Here is an 18349-nt window from a genome sequence, read left to right as displayed (position 1 = left end):
CGGGCCGCGGTCAGGTCGTCCTCGGCTCGGCGTTCGCGCCCGCTGCCTCCCGGCCTTCCGCCCGGTTTCCTGCCATTGCTAGTTCAACTGGACTGAGGTTGATGAGGACCAAGAATTGGCGCACCCCTAGGGTTTCCGCAGGTGCACACTTGGAGGAACGCAACGCTGGCTCGCCCGCCGGTATCGACGGACCCGATCACACTCTTGCCCTTGGACTCGTGCCGGTCACCGAGGCCGCCGCGCTGGCGGCCGGCAGGTGGGTCGGACGCGGCGACGAGAACAGCGGCAAGGTCGCCGCCGTCGATGCGATGCATCAGCTGATCACGTCGGTTTCGATGCGCGGCGTCGTGGTGATCGGTGAGGACGGCAAGCGACTGTCCGGCGGAGAGGAGGTCGGCGACGGGGACGGCCCGGCCTGCGACGTCGGGATCAGCGCGGGTGACGGCGCACTTTCCGCGGCCAGGGACGTGCCGAACGCGCTCGTGGCGATCGCGGTGGCCGAGCGCGGCGCGCTGTACGATCCGTCGCCGGTTCGCTCCATGGAGAAGCTGGCCGCCGGACCCGACTGCGCCCACGTCGTTGACATCAACCGCCCTGTGGCGAAGAACCTGCGAGCTGTTGCCGCGGCCAAGGGCGTCCGAGTGGCGGATGTCGTTGTCGCGGTTCTCAACCGGCCCTGGCATAGGGAGCTCGTTCACCAGATCCGCGAGGCCGGTGCGCGAGTCCATTTGATCGAGGGCGGTGATATAGCGGCGGCGATCGCCGCCGCGCGTCCGGAGAGCCCGGTGGACCTGCTGATGGGCATCGGGGGAGCAGCCGAGGGAGTCGTCGCCGCTGCTGCCCTGTCGTGCCTGGGTGGGACGTTGCAGGCGCGACCGCGGCCGGAGGACTCCGGGCCTGGCGGGGCGGCTCAGGAAGTCCTCCACACGGAGGACCTGGTCGGCGGCGAGCGGATTCTGTTCTGCGCCACCGGGGTGACCGGCAGCGAGGTGCTGAGTGGTGTGCAGCAACACTCCGGTCGTATCACGACACAGTCCATTGTGCTCTGTCGCTCGCCAAGAACGGTGCGGGTAGTCAAATCCCAACACCGGCGCGAGGAGAGTCGATTGGCATGACGGGCGAGATCACCACGATATCCGTCCGCGCGGAGCCGCTCATCACGGGATACCGCGGCCTGATCTGTGACCTCGACGGCGTGGTCTACCGCGGCGCGAACGCCGTACCCCATGCGGTGGAGACGTTGAACCGGGTGACGGCGGACGGTATCTCGGTCGTGTTCGCGACCAACAACGCATCCCGCCCTCCCGAGGACGTGGAAAGCCACCTCCGCACGCTGGGTGTCGCACCGCATGGTTGGTCGGTTGTCAACAGTTCGCAGGCGGCAGCGGCATACCTGGCGAAACGGCTGGGTCGACGCGCACGCGTGTGCGCGGTCGGCGGGCCGGGTGTCGCGCAGGCGCTCACCGAAGCCGGGTTGACGCCGATCCGTGTCGCGGATCTCGATGACACACCGGTCGAGGCGGTCGTTCAGGGACTGGGCATCGATGTCACCTGGAGTGAGCTCGCAGCGGTTGGCTACCTCGTAGGAGCTGGAGTCAGCTGGGTGGCCACGAACGTCGACCTCACGCTACCCACGCAGTACGGAGAAGCGCCCGGCAACGGTGCGTTGGTCGCCTTGGTACAGACGGCGGTCAACGCGGCACCGCATGTCGTGGGCAAACCACAGCCCGCCTTGTTCGACCTGTCCCGCTTCCGGCTCGGAACCGATCAGCCGGACACCCTGGTGTGCGGGGATCGGCTGGAGACCGACATCGAGGGTGCCAACTCGGCCGGCCTCGACTCGCTTCTCGTACTGAGCGGTGCTTGCCGGCTGCGGGACTTGGCGTTCGCAGAGAGGGCCTCGCGTCCGACGTATGTCGCCACCGACCTGAGCGGGTTGCTCGCGCCCGGACTGCCGGTGCCCACTTCCTCGCGTGAGCTACTCGTCGAACTCACCGACGCCGTGCCCCGCGTCCCGCATCGCGGCGACAACGGGAAGTTGCTGCAGGCCGTCGTCACCGCGGCCTGGGCCGCTCGCGACGACGGCCGTGCGGTCTCCGACGATGTCGGCATCTGGGAGAAGATCGAGCGCCGGCTCGGGCTGGTCCAGCTGGATCAAGCCAGGTAGCAGGGCTGCCTGGAGATCGCACGTGAGCGGCTACGCGGGTCTGCGTCGGCGTGGCCCCTCACGTCATTCTGCTGGCAGAGCCGGCGGTTCACCGGTGCGCTCGTAGCCGGCCAGCAGGTCGATCCGGCGCTGGTGGCGGCCGCCGTCGAACTCGGTGGTCAGGAACGCGTCCACAATGCGCTCGGCCTCCTCGACGGTATGCATCCGAGCGCCGATGCCGGCCAGCTGTGCGTTGTTGTGCTGGCGGGCAAGCCTCGCCGTGGCCACGTTCCAGGTCAGCGCGGCGCGGGCCCCGGGTACCTTGTTCGCGGCGATCTGTTCGCCGTTCCCGGAACCGCCGATGACAAGACCGAGACTGCCGTCGTCGGCGACAACGCGCCGCGCTGCCTCGACGCAGAACGGTGGATAGTCGTCGTTCGCGTCGTAAGCGGCGGGGCCGACGTCGATCACATCGTGGCCGAGGTCGGTGAGCCTCTTGACAAAATGGTTCTTGAGTTCGAGTCCGGCGTGGTCGCAACCAAGGTAGATTCGCACTGAAGCAGTGTAATCCGCGATTGCTGGATTGATGCCTCCGCATTCAGCTGGTGGACATTTAGATGTTTTATAGCGCTTCGACAAATCGAAGGCCTGATCCTGGTTGTTGCGGGCGTGGTCCCCCGGGTTCCGGAGAGGCCGGGAAGCGGGTGCCGCACCGACGGTCCGGATCTGCTGGCCGAGCTGCCCGACGATGCGATCGGCCGCTCCTGCGGCTGGTGGGGTGCCGAGCAGCAACTCGACGGCCACGGCGCCCAACGGGGAACCCGCGGAGCCGCAAGATCACGTGATGCCTACGAGCGCGGCGACCAGCAAAACCGCTGGTAGCAGCCGGATGAACCGGCCTCGCCATTGACGTCGTCACCCGCGCGCTCGTACTCTGCGGTACGAGAATGCCCGGGAACGGACCTCAACACCGCAGCGTCCGCCGCCGACGCGTTCGGTGGGAGTGAAGCGATCTTCGCGGTTGGGTGGCGCGGCTGCCCTTAGCTCGTCGTCGAACCTCTCGGATCTACGTTTCCGCAGGTCGCCGGTAGTGTTGGGGCGGGGGCCGGGTGCTTGTGCTCGTGCCGTCGGTGAGCGCGCCTCCACCACTCGTAGGCTCCAGGATGCCGTTCGGCACCGGTTCCCGACCACTGGTTCAAGCTCAGTTGCAACGACTCCGTTAAATCTAAGATGCTCTTGCGTGACCGCGGAATTTCGGGGTGCAGTCCGTGAAATTGCGCGGATCACGAAAGTCCGGTTTTCGCCCAGTCGCCGGGCGCAGCCGAACAGCTGAGGAGGAAAATATGAAGTGGGAAACTCCGGAGTACACGGTCGTCGAGGTGTGCGCTGAGGCCACTGGCTACTTCTACCGGGGCTGACAGCCGGGCTCCACGGCCTGTGGCTCGATTTCTCGTAGTCGCGGCAGATGGCTGAAAGCCGCAACAAGACTGCGGCTGCGTTGGCGCAAGGCCCCGGATCAATCAATCGATCGCACAGCGGGGCCTTGCGCACACGCCGAAAACGGGTTCCGATGAGCCACGTCAAGCGGTACCTCACGCATGGGATCGCGGTACCGAGCCGGTACCCGCGATCACCGCCTGCGAAAGCGCAGGACTCAAACAAGCGGTGTGCCCGGCGGCGAGTTTTCTGGCTGCGGAACGCGAATGCGCACGAGCAGTGAGCCCTGACCGCCGAGAATCGACCCATTCTCAGTCCCCTCCCCACGCGATATGTTGAGGTGGTTCAGGTGTCTCTTGAATTCATTCCGCTGATAGCGCTCGCTTTCGGGCTCAGTCTTGACAACTTCCGCTCCTCGATCGCTATCGGAACCATTCCCTTTGGTTGGCGTCGTGCCGTGCAGGTCGCTGTCGTCTTCGGAGTATGGGATGCACTGAGTCCGCTGTTGGGCGGGTTGATCGGTCACTTCCTGGGAGACGTTCTCGGGGACTGGGCGGAATACATCGGGGCAGTCGCGCTGGGACTGTACGGTGTTTACTTCATAGTCGGAGCCATCCGGAACCCGAAACCGGAAGAGGAAGACCTGGATCACCCGTGGGTGACACTCTTCGGCATGCCACTCTCGCTGAGCATCGACAACTTCGTTGCGGGCGCGGGGCTGGGAATCGCCGGATTTTCTATCATCATCCCGATGCTGGCTTTCGGCATCATGACGATGGTCATGTCGTTTGTCGGACTCTTCGTCGGGCAGATGGCGGCCAAGGTCATCCGAATCCGCGCCGACTTGCTCTGCGGTGTCTCGCTCTTCGGTGCGGCAATCCTGCTACCACTGGTTTTCGAGTGATCGGCGGGCGCAGTTGTATGCTTGACCTGAGCCGGATCCGTGAGGTCGAGCTCCCGCGACAAGGGCGAATCGTACGGGTCACGGGCGACCGGAAAGACGTGCTGGTGCCGGTCTCCCGGCGCAATGCGCCCAGGTGCTCGATATCTCAGGCTCGGCAACACCTGGGAGGACACCAATGCCCGAGAATCCCGATACCCACGTCTACCGCACCTACGACAAGGTCCTGGGTGAGACGGGGCCTGCGCGGCGGCGGAATCATCCGGTAGCGAGCGGTGATCCCAACGATTGGTGGCCGCACCGGGTCGACTTGAAGGCATTGCGTCGGCACCTTGGCGTAGCCGCCCCGCTGGACGCGGACTTCGACTACGCCGAGCAATTCAAGACTCTGGATCTCGACGAGCTGGCGCGGGATGTCGACGAGGTGCTGACGACCTCGCAGGACTGGTGGCCCGCCGACTTCGGTCACTACGGTCCGCTGGTGCTGCGCATGGCCTGGCATGCCGCGGGTACCTACCGTGTCGGCGACGGCAGAGGTGGCGCTGCTGCCGGGATGCAACGCTTCGCGCCGGTGAACAGCTGGCCGGACAACCGCAACCTGGACAAGGCGCGCCGGCTGCTATGGCCGGTGAAGAAGAAGTACGGGCGCAGGATTTCCTGGGCGGACCTGATGGTCTTCGCGGGCAACCGGGCGCTGGAGTCGATGGGCTTCAAGACCATAGGGTTCGGCGGCGGTCGTGCCGAGGTGTGGGAGCCCGACGAGACGTACTGGGGTCCGGAACGCAAGTGGTTGGCCGAAGAACGATACAGCGGTCTGCGCGAGCTGGACGAACCGCTGGCGGCCACCGAGATGGGGCTGATCTACGTCGATCCGCAGGGCCCGGCCACCAATCCCGATCCGGTCCTCGCGGCCCGCGACATCCGCCAGACGTTCCGGCGGATGGGCATGAGCGACGAGGAGACGGTCGCGTTGATCGGCGGCGGCCACACGTTCGGGAAGACCCACGGGCTGCTGGACCCGGCCTTCAACCTTGGGCCTGAACCCGAGGCCGCGCCGCTCACCGCGCAAGGCCTTGGCTGGGCGAACGCGCACGGTACCGGCAAGGGCGCGGACACCACGACCAGCGGGCTGGAAGGGATGTGGACGCGCACACCCGTCACGTGGGATCACACGTTCTTCGAGACCCTGTTCGAGTACAAGTGGGACGTCGAGCTCAGCCCGGCCGGCCTGTGGCAGTGGATTCCGAGCGACGGCCAGGGCGAGGGCACCGTGCCGGACCCCTTCGACCCGGACAAGAAGCACCACCCGGTCATGCTTACCACGGACCTTTCGTTGCAGCAGGACCCGGTCTACGAGTCGATCTCGCGGCGATTCCTGGAGCACCCGGACGAGTTCGAGCACGCGTTCGCGCGGGCCTGGTTCAAGCTGACGCACCTCGATATGGGCCCGATCCAGCGTTATCTGGGGCCGCTCGTCCCGGCCGAACGCTTCATCTGGCAGGACCCGGTGCCGGAGGTGGACCACGAACTGGTGGGCGCCGACGACATCGCCGCCCTCAAACGCGAGATCCTCGGATCGGGCCTGACGGTCGCGCAGCTCGTCTCGACGGCGTGGGCGTCGGCTTCCACCTACCGCGACAGCGACAAGCGTGGCGGAGCGAACGGAGCGCGGATCAGGCTGGAACCGCAGCGCAGTTGGCCGGTCAACGAGCCCGAGCAGTTGGGTGTCGTCCTGCCGAAGCTGGAAGCGATCCAGCAGCAGTTCAACGCCTCCCAACAGGGGGCCAAGCGCGTCTCGATGGCCGACCTGATCGTGCTCGGCGGGTGTGCTGCGGTGGAACAGGCGGCCGCGGCCGGTGGCCATCCGATCGACGTTGCGTTCCGCCCCGGGCGCACGGACGCGACCCAGGAATGGACCGACGTCGAGTGGATCGACGCGTTGCAGCCCACGGCGGACGGCTTCCGCAACTATCTCGGCAACGGTTTCCGGATGCCGCCGGAGCATCTGCTTGTCGATCGGGCGAACCTGCTGACCTTGAGCGCGCCTGAGATGACCGTGCTGATCGGCGGACTGCGGGTGCTCGGCGCCAATCACAGACGTTCCACCATGGGTGTGTTCACCTCGGCACCTGGATCATTGACGAACGACTTCTTCGTGAACCTGCTGGACATGGGGACAGAGTGGGTGCCGAGGCGGGATGGGGACGCCTGGACGGCGATCTACGAAGGCCGCGACCGGGACACCGGAGAGGTGAAGTGGACCGCGAGCCGGGTCGACCTCATCTTGGGTTCGCACTCCGAACTGAGGGCGCTCGCTGAGGTCTACGCGAGCGAGGACGCGCGCGCCAAGTTCGTCCGGGATTTCGTCGCCGCGTGGGTGAAGGTCATGGAACTCGACCGCTTCGATCCGCGCTGATACGCCGGCTGGTGCGTACAGAGAGCAGGACGTGATCGTCCGGCGGTTTTGACCGTGTCGTGCAAGCCGCCTCGAAGACCGGGCTCGTGCTGGTCTTCGAGGCCAGGCAAAGCGTCGACGACAGGGGGAACCGTTCGGGTGCTGCCGTCCCCGAATCACCTGGGGCGCAAGGGTTATGCCTCACTGGAGGCGGCCGACACCTTCGCTCGGCTCGCACCGCACCTGCCAGGACCGACCGGCACGACCTGCGCCTGCGCCGAAGAATCTCGCAAACCCCGGTCGGCGGCGCGATGGCCCAGAAACCAGAAAACCCTGACCACACCGCGGGTTTCAGCCAGCACCTCGCCGCGGCAACGGCATCACCCAGCCTCCACCACCGCGTGCGGAAGGTGGGGTGAGCCTCGCTGACGTGCGGCCGTCTCGGCATCGCGTCCTCCGCAGGATCGCACGAACGGTAGCTCTTGCCGGGGGAACGGTGGAGTCGGGCCGGTCGGTGGCGACCGATATCGGAATGGCTTGCCCCGGTGTAGGGTAAGAACTCGTTACAGGATCAGCAGTGAAAATCTGAGACTGATTGGCACCTGTAATTGGTGCGCTACGGAAAAGTTCGGTTGTGCGTAGCGTTTTGGAGGGTATCCGATTTCGTTGTCGTTACGACGACGATTTCGTTTTGGGTGATGTGTTCCGCGAAATCTTTCAGAATGTTCAGCTATTGCTGACGAGGAGGTGAAGTCCGATGACGGCTGCCCAGGAACGAGAGGAGCTCCTGGCCGAGCTCGCCGGACAGAACAGGGCAACCATCGGTGCCGTGCTCGGTACCGGCTCAATCGGCAAGGCAACCGAGCGGGCTGACGGGACGATGGAAGCGACCATCCGCATCCCGGAGGACGCGATGGCGTGGGACCCGGCGATCCTGATCCTGCCACACGGCGGGAAGGTCGAGCTGACGATCATCAATGACGACAAGAACACCCACGCCTGCCTGCTGCCCAGTAACGGTGAAAGGCAGTTCATCGGTCTGTTGAACCACTCGAAGGGCCGCGCGACTCTCGAGCTGGACGGTCCCGGCTGCTACTGGTACGGGTCGCCGGCAGGCAACGACGAGGGCAGGGGACTTACCGGTGCCATCGTCGTGGGTGGCGAAGTGCCGCCGGAGGCCAAACTCGACCGACCCGCGCAGCCGCGGCCGTAGAAAGGGGAAACCCACCATGACCGTCGAATACGTCGACGCCGGCGAGGCGTTCAACCACAGCAAGCTTTCCAACCTGCCGCACCGTGCTCCGGACGTGACGCGCGGTATCAACTACGAGCGCATCCTCCAGGCACGAAGCGAATCGCACAACTGGATCACGTACTACGGCGACTACGACGGCAAGCGGCACAGCTTGCTCGACCAGGTCAACGTCGACAACGTCAAGAACCTGAAGGTCGCCTGGATTCACCAGGCGAGCGCCACCGGTATGATCGCCTCCACCTCGACCTACGCGTTCGAGGCCTGCCCACTGGTCGTCGACGGCGTCATGTTCGTCACCGGCTGGGACGGCTGGCTCTGGGCGCTCGATGCGAAGACCGGCGAGCAGCTGTGGCGGTACAAGCACGCGATCCCGTTCGACGTGACGCTGTGTTGCGCCAACGTCAACCGCGGCTGTGCGGTGGCCAACGGCAAGGTCTACATGGTGACCCAGAACGCCCAGCTGGTGGCGCTCGATGCCACCAACGGCGAGAAGGTCTGGCAGAAGACCATCGGTGACGTGCGGGCGGGCGAGAGCGCTTCGCTCGCTCCGCTGGTCATCAAGGACACCATCATCACAGGTTCCGCCGGTGGAGAGTACGGCGTCCGCGGTCACATCGACTGCTGGGATCTGGAGACCGGCGAGCAGCGATGGCGCACCTACACCGTGCCGAAGCCAGGTGAGCCCGGCTCGGAGACCTGGCCCGCCGATGGTGAGGCCTGGCAGCGCGGTGGCGCGAACCACTGGGTCACCGGAACCTACGACCCGGAGTTGAACCTTTACTACGCCGGCACCGGGAACCCGGCTCCCGACTTCGACGGCGAGGTCCGTGAGGGGGACAACCTCTACACCGACAGCGTGGTCGCGCTGGACGTCGACACCGGCGAGATCAAGTGGCACTACCAGTTCACCCCCCACGATCTGTGGGACTACGACTCCACCATGGAGATGACCCTGTTCGAGCGGGACGGCAAGAAGCTGCTGGCCCACTTCGACAAGAACGGGTACATGTTCGTGCTTGACCGCACCAACGGCGAGCTGCAGCACGTCACGCCGTTCGTCGACCGGATCGACTGGGGCGTCATCACCCGCGACGGCAAGGTGACCCCGCGGAAGTACCCGGACAAGGAAGGCGAGCCCTGCCACTTCTTCCCCGGCCCCGCCGGTGCGAAGGAGTGGACGCACGCGTCGTACAACCCGGAACACGATCTGTTCTACGTTCCGGTGGCCGATGTGGGTGCCACTGCCACCCGGCGTCGCCGCGAGTTCAAGGAAGGCATGCCCTACTGGGGTGCCGCGGTCGAGGTCGACATCGACAACATGGCCGGGTCGGTGAGTGCGTTCGACTCCCATGGCGAGGAGAAGTGGCGGCACCGGCTCAACAACATGCCGATGGCCGCGTCGACTCTCAGCACCGCGGGGAACCTGGTGTTCGCGGGCACGCCCGCGGGTGAGTTCATGGCGCTGCACGCCGAGACCGGAGAGAAGCTCTGGAGTTTCCAGTGCGGCAGCGGTCACCACAGCAGCCCCAGTACCTACAGCATCGATGGCAAGCAGTACATCTCGGTGCCGGTCGGCTGGGGCGGCTGGCTCGAAGGTATTGTCCCCGGCCTGTCAGGTCAGGGTCACGGTGCCTCGCTGATCACGTTCTCCCTGTGAGCGGGAAGTACCACTGACATGGCACTGACGTGGTACTGACGCGAGACCCGAGGTAACTTCCTGGCGGTTTCCTTTTCACGGGACTGGTGGTCGAGGTGTCTTGCCGACGCCTCGACCACCGGTCCGGTGCCAGTCCACGGCGGAATCCCCGTACTCCGGCCAGTGGCGGGAGTCGCAGCCCCACCCTGGAACCACAGAAGGTGATGTGATGAACCAGTCGTCGGTGCCCAAGCAGGACAACGGACTTGAGCGTCTGTCTTGCCTGTACTGCGGGGAGGACTACGAGCCTGCCGATGTCGCGCGTCACACCGAACCGGTGCACTGTGGGCCATGTATCACGTGCGTCGACAAGCCCGCATGCTTCAGCTGCCGTCTCATGTACTGCGTCTGCGACGTACACCGGTATCGGGGCTGAAACCCTACCAACCGCGGCTACCCGGCCGCGGGCAGTAAGCGGAATGAGCCTCGGCCGTGGTGGGTTGTCGAGGTCAGATCTCCAGTGCTCGGCGCACGGCCGCGGCGTTTCGCCGGGAAACCGGCACCATCGTCTTTGCCTGGTCATCCATCACCAGGAACAACTCGCCCTTGAACCGACGCTCGACCTCCTGGATACGGCTGAGGTTTACCACGTACTGGCGGTGCACCCGCAGGAAGCCGGAATCGCTCAGCTCGGCTTCGAGCCTGTCGAGGCCTGGCGATGCGGATCGTAGCCGTCCCTGGTCGGTGGACAGCCACACGTCGTTGCCGTCCGACTGAGCGAAGGAGACCTCAGGCAGCCGTAGCAGCACCATGCGATTCTCACGCGTGGCGACCATACGACGCGGCTGCATGCGAAGTGGACCGTCCCCGCTCGGCCGAGGCAACGGGTCCCCTTCGGACACGCCGAAGGAGACGACGTTGCCAACCAGGTGCCCGGACAGGAACACCGGCTTGAAGCTGATCGACGTCGGTTCGTTGGCGAGCCGGGTGAAGATCTGCGTCGAGCCCACCCAATCCGGATTGCGCGCCGCTTGCTTGGCGGCATATTGGGAGGCCCGGATGAACTCCGGCAGTTCCGGTTTCCACCGCACCGCGGGATCGGGCGCCGGTGTGGAGCCCGGGATGCCGAGCAGCACGCCCGCCGTGTCGTCGGCGAGCACCACCCGGCCAGCGGGATCCACGGCCGCGAGTGCCGCGCTCGAGCGCGACCTGGCGTGGTTGAAGGCGGCCATCAGTTCGGCGCCGTCGTCCTTGGCGCGCAGTCGCAGGGTCCGCTGTGTCATCTTGGCGGCGTTGCCGAGCCAAGCACCCACGGCGGCGGGAAGCTCGCCTCGCCAGCACGAGATGTTGAGCACCGCGACCGGTTCCCTGGTCACCACGTCCCGTACTGCCACCCCGGCGCAGGTCCAGTCGTGGAAGGCCTGGCACCAGTGCTCGGTACGGCGGATCAACACGGGGGTGTAGGACATCAGCGCTGTACCCATGCCGTTCGTCCCGGTGGCGCCCTCGGCCCAGCAGAACCACGGTGCCAGGTTGGCTTTGGCGGCGACGGCGCGCGTGGCCTGATCCCCCCATTGCGCCAAGATGCGTCCGGAGGCGTCGGTGATGGTTAAGATGCCGCCCAGATTGCTGACTTCGTGCTCCAGCGAGGCGGCGCGGAATCCGAGTTCGGCGATCACGACGTCGTGCTCCAGTGCGTGGTCGACTTTCGCCACGGCGACCGGGGCTTCGATGAGATTGGGGTCGACCCGGTACTGGTCCCGGCACCGCTGCCAGGAAATCGCTATCTCGGGTCGCACACCACGGAGGTCGTCCTCGCCCCGCACGAACCGCTCCCATGCCCCGTACACCGTTGCCTCGCCATCGCTGCGAGAGGTTGCGTCGAGCCGGCGTACCTGTGCCATGTAAGACCGCCTTTGGTCTATTGCCAACCCGGCCGGTACGCGAGTGCCGTTGGCCGCTCGCGTGCCGTTTGACGTGTCGGGCCGCGTTGTGTGGCTGCCGACGCAGGCTAAGCTCCCCCTTGTTTTGAGGGCAAGCAGCGTGGGATGACCGAGGGCGAACGACGTACGAACGGACGTGAACCCGTGATGAGCGGTGGCCAACCGCTCATGGGCGGTCGTTGTCGACCTGCGGCCAACCTGGCTCGGCGGGCCGGCGTTGTCTGTCTACAAGCGTGTGGTCGACCGACGCGGACATGTCTTGAAATGTCGTGTCATATCAAGTAATTTTCTGTAGTTCTGTCACGGTCCGGGTTCCAGGAAACCCCGGCGCGTCAGGCCGTAAGGAGGTTGCGATGACCGGGAGAGTACCACCGCTGGCGATCGCACCGAGTAGGCCCAGCGGACGCGACCACGTGGCGAGCGGCTCGCTGATGACGACGTCATCGGCGAGAGAGGTGGCCAGGGCCTGGGAAAGCTTCGCCGCGGGCGAAGACGTGGAAACGGGCGTGCGGCCTGAGATCCTGGCTTCGTGGTACCGGTGTCGTGATCGGTACGAAGTGGACCGATCGCTGGACGCCGCACCGGGAGCGGGCGGCGATGTCCAGCGAATCGACAACGACGTGATCTTCACCGCGCTTGGCAGTCTCGGTGCGTTGGCCGGTCAGGAAGTGGAACGGGACGGCGCCGTTGTCACCGTTACGGACGGGGGCGGGCGGGTCCTCGGGGTCTGGGGCGATCCCTCCGCGCAGCGACGGGCGGAGCTGCACAACCTCGCCCCGTGGTCGTCGTGGTCGGAGGAGTGCACCGGCACGAACGGGATGGGAACCTCGTTGGAGGTGTCCGGAGCGGTGACCGTGACGGGCCCGGAGCACTGGTGCGAAGCCTTCCACAAGTGGGCCTGTGCGGGCATTTCCATCCGCGACGTGGTGACCGGCGCACCGGTCGCGTCGATCAACATCTCGCGATGGAACGCGCCGCTGTCCGAGCTGGTGCCGTTGTGGCTGACGAAAGCCGTCGTGTGCGTCGAACAGGAGATCTACCGACGCGCGGTCTACGAGGCGGACAAGGTAATCGCTGAGTTCAACAAGAATTCCGGCCAGGTCAGCCGACCGTTTATGGCGATGGACCGCGGCGGAAACGTGATAGCCGCGAACGAAGCGGCTGTCGCGCTGCTCGGGTTGACCGGCGAAACGCCCCTCGCGGCGGGCGCGATCGAACCGGCGCAACGCTGGACCCCGGACATTTCAGGGCTTGCTGACGTGGTGCGGTGGGCCAAGGAGCGGGCGCGGGGAACCGCACAGTGGAGCGGCTACGCGACCGTGACCGTGAACCGGGGGGAGTCAGCCACTCCGCTGACCATGCGACCCGTCGTCGACTCGAGCCATGTGGTGGGCATGCTGTGTGTCTTCGGGGTGCAAGAGGGCGAGTCGTACGAGAGCGCCTCGGAAGCGGTGGTCAATCCGTTGCCCCGGCGCGTGATCGGAATGCGCAACGACCGGCTGGTTCTGCTCGCTCCGTCGGAGATCCGCTACGCCGAGGCCGACCGTAACGTCGTGTGGCTGATGACCGAACGCGGCAAGATCCAAGCCGCCACCCGCGGCCTGGAGAATGTCGAGCGGTCACTGACGCCCTACGGGTTCCGCCGGGTGCACCGACGGTTCCTGGTCAACCTTCGCCGGGTCGCGGAACTGGAACGGGGCATCAAGGGTGAGCTCTTCCTGATCATGGACTCTCGTTCCCATGAGTTCGTTCCGGTTTCGCGGCGCCACGCTCCGGAGCTCCGGCGAATGCTTGGTGTGTAAGCGCTTCGGTCCGACCCGATGCTGCCGAATGATGAGTTTGGGCAGGATCGAACTTGACCTAAAAGGTCGGCCGCATCGGCGAGAGATCAAGGAACGCGAATCAGCACCGGCCGCGCGAGGGAAGCGCCTCCACCTGGCCGCGCAACCCCTCCACGGCCTTCGCCGGATCGTCAGCCGCGTAGACGGCTGAGCCGGCCACGAAGCAGTCGACTCCGGCCTCGGCTGCCTGTTCGATCGTGTCGGTGTTGATACCGCCGTCGATCTCCACGATCAGGTTCAGGTGCCCGCTGTCGACCATCCTTCGCGCCTGGCGCACCTTGTCGAGGACCGCGGCGATGAACTTCTGGCCGCCGAAACCGGGCTCCACGGACATCACCAGCAGGGTGTCGTAGTGCTTGAGCACGTCGACGTAGGGTTGCAGCGGGGTGTTCGGCTTGATCGCAAGCCCCGCCTTCGCGCCCGCTGCCCGCAAATCCTTCGCGAGCATGACCGGATCGTTGGCGGCCTCGACGTGCACCGTGACGTTGTGCGAACCCGCTTCCGCGTAGCCGATCGCCCAGCGATCCGGGTTCTCGATCATCAGGTGACAATCCAGCGGCAGGCCGGTTGTCGCCAGCAGCGACCGCACGACCGGCAGCCCGAGGGTCAGGTTCGGCACGAAGTGCGCGTCCATGACATCTACATGCAGCCAATCCGCTCCACGGCCTGGTTCTCCCGTCACGGCGGCCACTTCGTCGGCGAGCCGGGCGAAGTCGGCAGAAAGGATGGACGGCGCGATCATTGGCTGATTAGACACGAAACCGAGTGTATGGGGGTGGGGTTTGGTGGGTGGTTATTTGTTGTGTGGATTGGGGGATTGTGTTTTCGCATGTGGTGGGGTGTTGCTGGGTTTTGGGTGGGTGGGGAAGTGTCGTGGGGGTTATTGGCTGGTGTCGGTGGCGGGTGCGGACGGCTTCCGTCGTGCAGTGTCTAGAGGAGGATTGCTGTGAAGTTGCAGGTTGCGTTGGATGTGGTGGATCTGCCGTCGGCGTTGACGTTGGCGAATCAGGTGGCCGAGCACGTGGACATTCTGGAGTTGGGCACACCGTTGGTGAAGTCGGTGGGGATCGGCGCGGTGAGCGCGATCAAGGCGGCGCATCCGGACAAGCTGGTGTTCGCCGATCTCAAGACCGCTGATGCCGGTGAGTTGGAGGCCGCGTTGGCGTTCGAGGCCGGGGCGGATCTGGTCACGGTGATGGGCGCGGCCGACGACGACACCGTGCGTGGCGCGGTCGCGGCGGGCCGCAGGTACGGCAAGGAGGTGGTCGCGGACATGATCACCGTGGTCGACGGGCGGGTGTCGCGGATCCGGGAGGTCGCTAAGCTGGGGGTGTCGTTCGTGGAGATCCACGCGGGCCTGGACGAGCAGGCCCGCCCTGGCTACACCATCGACACCCTGCTGGAGGACGGGCGCCACGCCGGGGTGCCGTTCTCCATCGCGGGCGGCATCAAGATCGACACCATCGCCGCGGTCCGCGACGCGGGCGCCACCGTCGCCGTCGCGGGCGGAGCCATCTACAACGCCACCGACCCCACCACCGCCGCCAAACAACTCAAACAACGCGCCACCTGAGGAATCCACACCCGGCGAAACTCGCGAAAAAGGAAACCATCAGGAGTGCGCGCCCATGGCAGCAAAAGAATCAACTGACGAGGTGGTTCGCTTGACCACCAAGCGAGTCCCCGAAGACTGGACCGAGCTGGACCAGCGCGCGGTGGACACTGCCCGCGTGCTGGCCGCGGACGCGGTCGAGCACTGCGGGAGCGGACACCCCGGCACGGCCATGAGCCTCGCGCCTGCCGCCTACGCGCTGTTCCAGCGCGTCATGCGGCACGACCCCGGCGATGCGGAGTGGATCGGCCGGGACCGGTTCGTGCTCTCCGCCGGGCATTCCAGCCTCACCCTGTACATCCAGCTGTTCCTGTCCGGCTACGGCCTGGAACTCGACGACCTTAAGGCGCTGCGCAAGTGGGGTTCGCTGACCCCTGGTCACCCGGAGTACGGGCACACCAAGGGCGTGGAGACCACCACCGGCCCGCTGGGCCAGGGCCTGGCCAACGCGGTTGGCATGGCCATGGCGGCCCGGCGCGAGCGTGGCCTGCTCGACCCGGACGCCGAGCCGGGCAGGAGCGTGTTCGACCACCAGATCTACGTGATCGCCTCGGACGGAGACATCGAGGAAGGAGTCACGTCCGAGGCTTCGTCGCTGGCAGGAACCCAGCAGCTCGGCAACCTCACGGTGATCTATGACAGCAACGAGATCTCCATCGAGGACGACACGCGGATCGCGCTGTCCGAGGACACCGCCAAGCGCTACGAGTCGTATGGCTGGCATGTCGTCACGGTCCACGGTGGTGAGGACGTGGCCGGCTTCCTTGACGCGATCGAGCAGGCCAAGGCCGAGACCGCCCACCCGAGCCTGATCGTGCTGCGCACCGTGATCGGCTATCCGGCGCCGACGAAGATGAACACCGGCAAGGTGCACGGGGCCGCGCTGGGCACCGACGAACTCGAGGCGGTCAAGCGCGCCGTGGGCTTGGACCCGGAGCAGAGTTTCCAGGTCGACGACGAGGTCCTGCGCCATGCTCGCGAGGTGGCCGAACGCGGGAGGGCCGACCGCGAGAAGTGGCAACTCGAGTTCGACGCCTGGGCGAGGAGCAACCCGGAGCGCAAGGCGCTGCTGGACCGGATCAGCACGCGCGCGCTGCCGGCAGGCTGGGTCGGCGACCTGCCCGCCTGGGAGCCCGATGTCAAGGGAGTCGCCACCCGCAAGGCGTCGGCCGCGGTGCTGGCCAAGCTCGGCGAGGTGCTGCCCGAGCTGTGGGGCGGGTCCGCGGACCTGGCCGAAAGTAACAACACCACCATCAAGGGTGCGGACTCCTTCGGCCCGGCCGAGATCTCCACCAACGCCTGGCGGGCCAATCCTTACGGGCGCACGCTGCACTTCGGCATCCGCGAGCACGCGATGGGTTCGATCCTCAACGGCATCGCACTGCACGGCGGAACCCGCCCGTACGGTGGCACCTTCCTCGTCTTCAGCGACTACATGCGCCCGGCGGTACGCCTGGCCGCGCTGATGCGGTTGCCGGTCATCTACGTGTGGACACATGACTCGATCGGCCTCGGCGAGGACGGCCCGACCCACCAGCCCGTCGAACACCTGGCCTCGCTGCGCGCCATTCCAGGAATGTCAGTGGTACGCCCGGCCGACGCGAACGAGACCGCGCACGCTTGGAAAGCTGTACTGGAGGACACCGGCGGGCCCGCAGGGCTTGCGCTTACCCGGCAGGACGTGCCGATCCTGGAGGGCACCTCGGCGGACGGGGTGGCTCGCGGCGGCTACGTACTCGCCGAGGCGTCCTCGGGCAGCCCCGAGGTGATACTGGTCGGGACCGGTTCCGAGGTCCAGCTTGCGGTGGAGGCCAGGAAGGTCCTCGAGTCCGAAGGCGTTGCCACTCGGGTCGTGTCGATGCCGTGCGTGGAGTGGTTCGACCGCCAGGACCAGTCCTACCGGGAACGGGTAATTCCCCCTTCGGTGCGGGCCCGGGTGATAGTCGAGGCGGGTACGGCGCAGCCGTGGCACCGGTTCGCCGGCGACGGCGGCGAGATCGTTTCGTTGGAGCATTTCGGCGCCTCGGCGGACTTCAGGACCTTGTTCAGCCAATTCGGCATCACCACCGAGGCCGTGGTCGAAGCGGCACGAAGGAGCGTGCACTCCGTACGGCCGAGTTGATGCCCGCCTCGCAGGCGGCAGGAGGTGTATCCGACCAGCCCCAACATCGACACCGAGGGCTGGCGGATATGTGAATCGAGCGCCTGCACGAAGCGGCCCCGGCGACATGCCGGGGCCGCTTCCTTCTTTCCGGCTGGTGAGCTCAAGCTCCAATTCCTCGGTCAATATTCGCCATCCCAATTACGGGATAGCGTTTGGCAATGTCGTAAGCCTTGCTGGCCACCACGCTGGCGGACGATCATTTGGAACAAGTAGCCGTCCGCGCTCCTGGTCTATGGGGACACCTGCTGATGCAGGCGCTCTGTCAACGGGCACGATGCACGGAGCGGGCTACGAAGATCCACGCGGATGGCTTTCCTGGCCACATCGGACAACGAATGCCATCCGCTCGCGAATGGAGGAAGATCTCGTTGACTCAGTCGATTTCGAAGAAGCTTGATGTCAGTTATTTCTCCGACGCGACGCGCGCCGTTGTCGGAGAGGTGGACAGGGTGAGTGCGGGGGTGCACTCTCCAGCCTGGATTCGTGCTGGCGAGCTGTTGCTCAAGGCACAGGCAGTGTTCACCATCGGCACCGGGCGCAGCGGGCTTGCGCTGCAGATGGCCGCGATGCGGTTCATGCACCTTGGACTCCCCACTCACGTCGTCGGCGAGACGACAGCTCCGGCCATCGGACCGCGCGACGTCCTGGTGGCGGCTTCGGGTTCGGGGTCGACGACCCGGGTGGTGCGGGCGGCGCAGACCGCACGTGACCAGGGCGCCGATGTGGTCGCGCTGACCACCGCGGCGGACTCGGCGCTGGCCAAAGCCGCGACCGAGGTACTCATCATCCCGGCCGCGGACAAGCAGGACTTCGACGGGAACACCTCCGTGCAGTATGCCGGCAGCCTGTTCGAGCAGTCCGTCCTCGTGACGACCGACGCGCTGTTCCACACGCTGTGGAAGACAAGCGGGACCCAGGCCCGCGAGCTGTGGCGCCTTCACGCGAACCTCGAGTAGCCACTGTGAATTCTCCGCGGCGGCAACGATCGTGCAGGTGTCGTTAGTTCTGTCCTGATGCGA

At 66.0% G+C, this 18349-nt stretch carries 13 protein-coding genes; 10 read left to right on the top strand and 3 right to left on the bottom strand.

All coding sequences use genetic code 11. The features are described from left to right. Window positions 1-149 precede the first annotated feature (149 nt). Both FHU38_RS14765 and FHU38_RS14760 read left to right on the top strand, forming a co-directional pair. Entirely contained in the window at window positions 150-1115 is a 966-nt protein-coding gene (locus FHU38_RS14765) for a fructose-bisphosphatase class II (protein ID WP_243852257.1), read from the top strand. Beyond that, window positions 1112-2167, top strand: coding sequence for an HAD-IIA family hydrolase (locus FHU38_RS14760; protein ID WP_167171657.1), 1056 nt, complete (start codon window positions 1112-1114; stop codon window positions 2165-2167). Before FHU38_RS14765 ends, FHU38_RS14760 begins: the two co-directional genes overlap by 4 nt. Window positions 2168-2230: 63 nt before the next feature. On the opposite strand, the gene FHU38_RS14755 is transcribed toward FHU38_RS14760, so the two are convergent. Next, window positions 2231-2701: a ribose-5-phosphate isomerase gene (locus FHU38_RS14755; RefSeq protein WP_167176088.1), complete on the bottom strand. Its 471-nt coding sequence runs from the start codon at window positions 2699-2701 to the stop codon at window positions 2231-2233. Between the two features lie 1231 nt (window positions 2702-3932). Between FHU38_RS14755 and FHU38_RS14750 the strand changes: the two genes are divergently transcribed. The 4 genes from FHU38_RS14750 (at window position 3933) to FHU38_RS14735 (ending at window position 9791) form a co-directional block, all read left to right on the top strand. Beyond that, window positions 3933-4487 carry a manganese efflux pump MntP gene (locus FHU38_RS14750; RefSeq protein ID WP_313886784.1) on the top strand — a complete coding sequence of 185 codons (555 nt, stop codon included), beginning with the start codon at window positions 3933-3935 and terminating at the stop codon, window positions 4485-4487. Between the two features lie 175 nt (window positions 4488-4662). Next, window positions 4663-6900, top strand: a complete 2238-nt coding sequence (gene katG / locus FHU38_RS14745) for a catalase/peroxidase HPI (protein ID WP_167171653.1) — start codon at window positions 4663-4665, stop codon at window positions 6898-6900. 736 nt (window positions 6901-7636) lie between these two features. Beyond that, a complete protein-coding gene (locus FHU38_RS14740) occupies window positions 7637-8092 on the top strand; it encodes an MSMEG_3727 family PQQ-associated protein (protein ID WP_167171650.1) in 456 nt (151 codons plus the stop codon). Window positions 8093-8108: 16 nt separating this feature from the next. Next, window positions 8109-9791 (top strand): PQQ-dependent dehydrogenase, methanol/ethanol family, encoded by a 1683-nt coding sequence (locus FHU38_RS14735; RefSeq protein WP_167171647.1) that lies wholly within the window; start codon window positions 8109-8111, stop codon window positions 9789-9791. Window positions 9792-10279: 488 nt separating this feature from the next. Here the strand turns inward: FHU38_RS14735 and FHU38_RS14730 are convergent, their stop codons facing one another. Next, entirely contained in the window at window positions 10280-11674 is a 1395-nt protein-coding gene (locus FHU38_RS14730; RefSeq protein WP_167171644.1) for a DNA-binding protein, read from the bottom strand. 392 nt (window positions 11675-12066) lie between these two features. On the opposite strand from FHU38_RS14730, the gene FHU38_RS14725 reads away from it, so the two are divergent. Then, window positions 12067-13515, top strand: a complete 1449-nt coding sequence (locus FHU38_RS14725; RefSeq protein ID WP_167171641.1) for a DNA-binding protein — start codon at window positions 12067-12069, stop codon at window positions 13513-13515. Between the two features lie 100 nt (window positions 13516-13615). Here FHU38_RS14725 and rpe read toward each other — a convergent pair whose 3' ends face one another. Next, complete coding sequence (rpe, locus tag FHU38_RS14720) at window positions 13616-14296, bottom strand: ribulose-phosphate 3-epimerase (RefSeq protein ID WP_167176084.1); 681 nt, start codon at window positions 14294-14296, stop codon at window positions 13616-13618. 204 nt (window positions 14297-14500) lie between these two features. On the opposite strand from rpe, the gene hxlA reads away from it, so the two are divergent. From hxlA to hxlB, 3 genes are all read left to right on the top strand, one after another. Then, complete coding sequence (gene hxlA / locus FHU38_RS14715) at window positions 14501-15127, top strand: 3-hexulose-6-phosphate synthase (protein WP_167171639.1); 627 nt, start codon at window positions 14501-14503, stop codon at window positions 15125-15127. 55 nt (window positions 15128-15182) lie between these two features. Then, the gene (gene tkt / locus FHU38_RS14710) at window positions 15183-17288 is read left to right on the top strand and encodes a transketolase (RefSeq protein ID WP_208415680.1); all 2106 of its coding nucleotides are present in this window, start codon (window positions 15183-15185) and stop codon (window positions 17286-17288) included. A 410-nt stretch (window positions 17289-17698) separates the two neighbouring features. Then, on the top strand, window positions 17699-18286 hold the full coding sequence (gene hxlB, locus FHU38_RS14705) for a 6-phospho-3-hexuloisomerase (protein ID WP_208415679.1): 588 nt from the start codon (window positions 17699-17701) through the stop codon (window positions 18284-18286). Window positions 18287-18349 lie beyond the last annotated feature (63 nt).

The organism is Saccharomonospora amisosensis (assembly GCF_011761185.1).
GTDB classification, from domain to species: domain Bacteria; phylum Actinomycetota; class Actinomycetes; order Mycobacteriales; family Pseudonocardiaceae; genus Saccharomonospora_A; species Saccharomonospora_A amisosensis.
The sequence above is the reverse complement of the archived record's forward strand: the minus strand, read 5'-3'. Positions and strand labels throughout refer to the sequence as shown.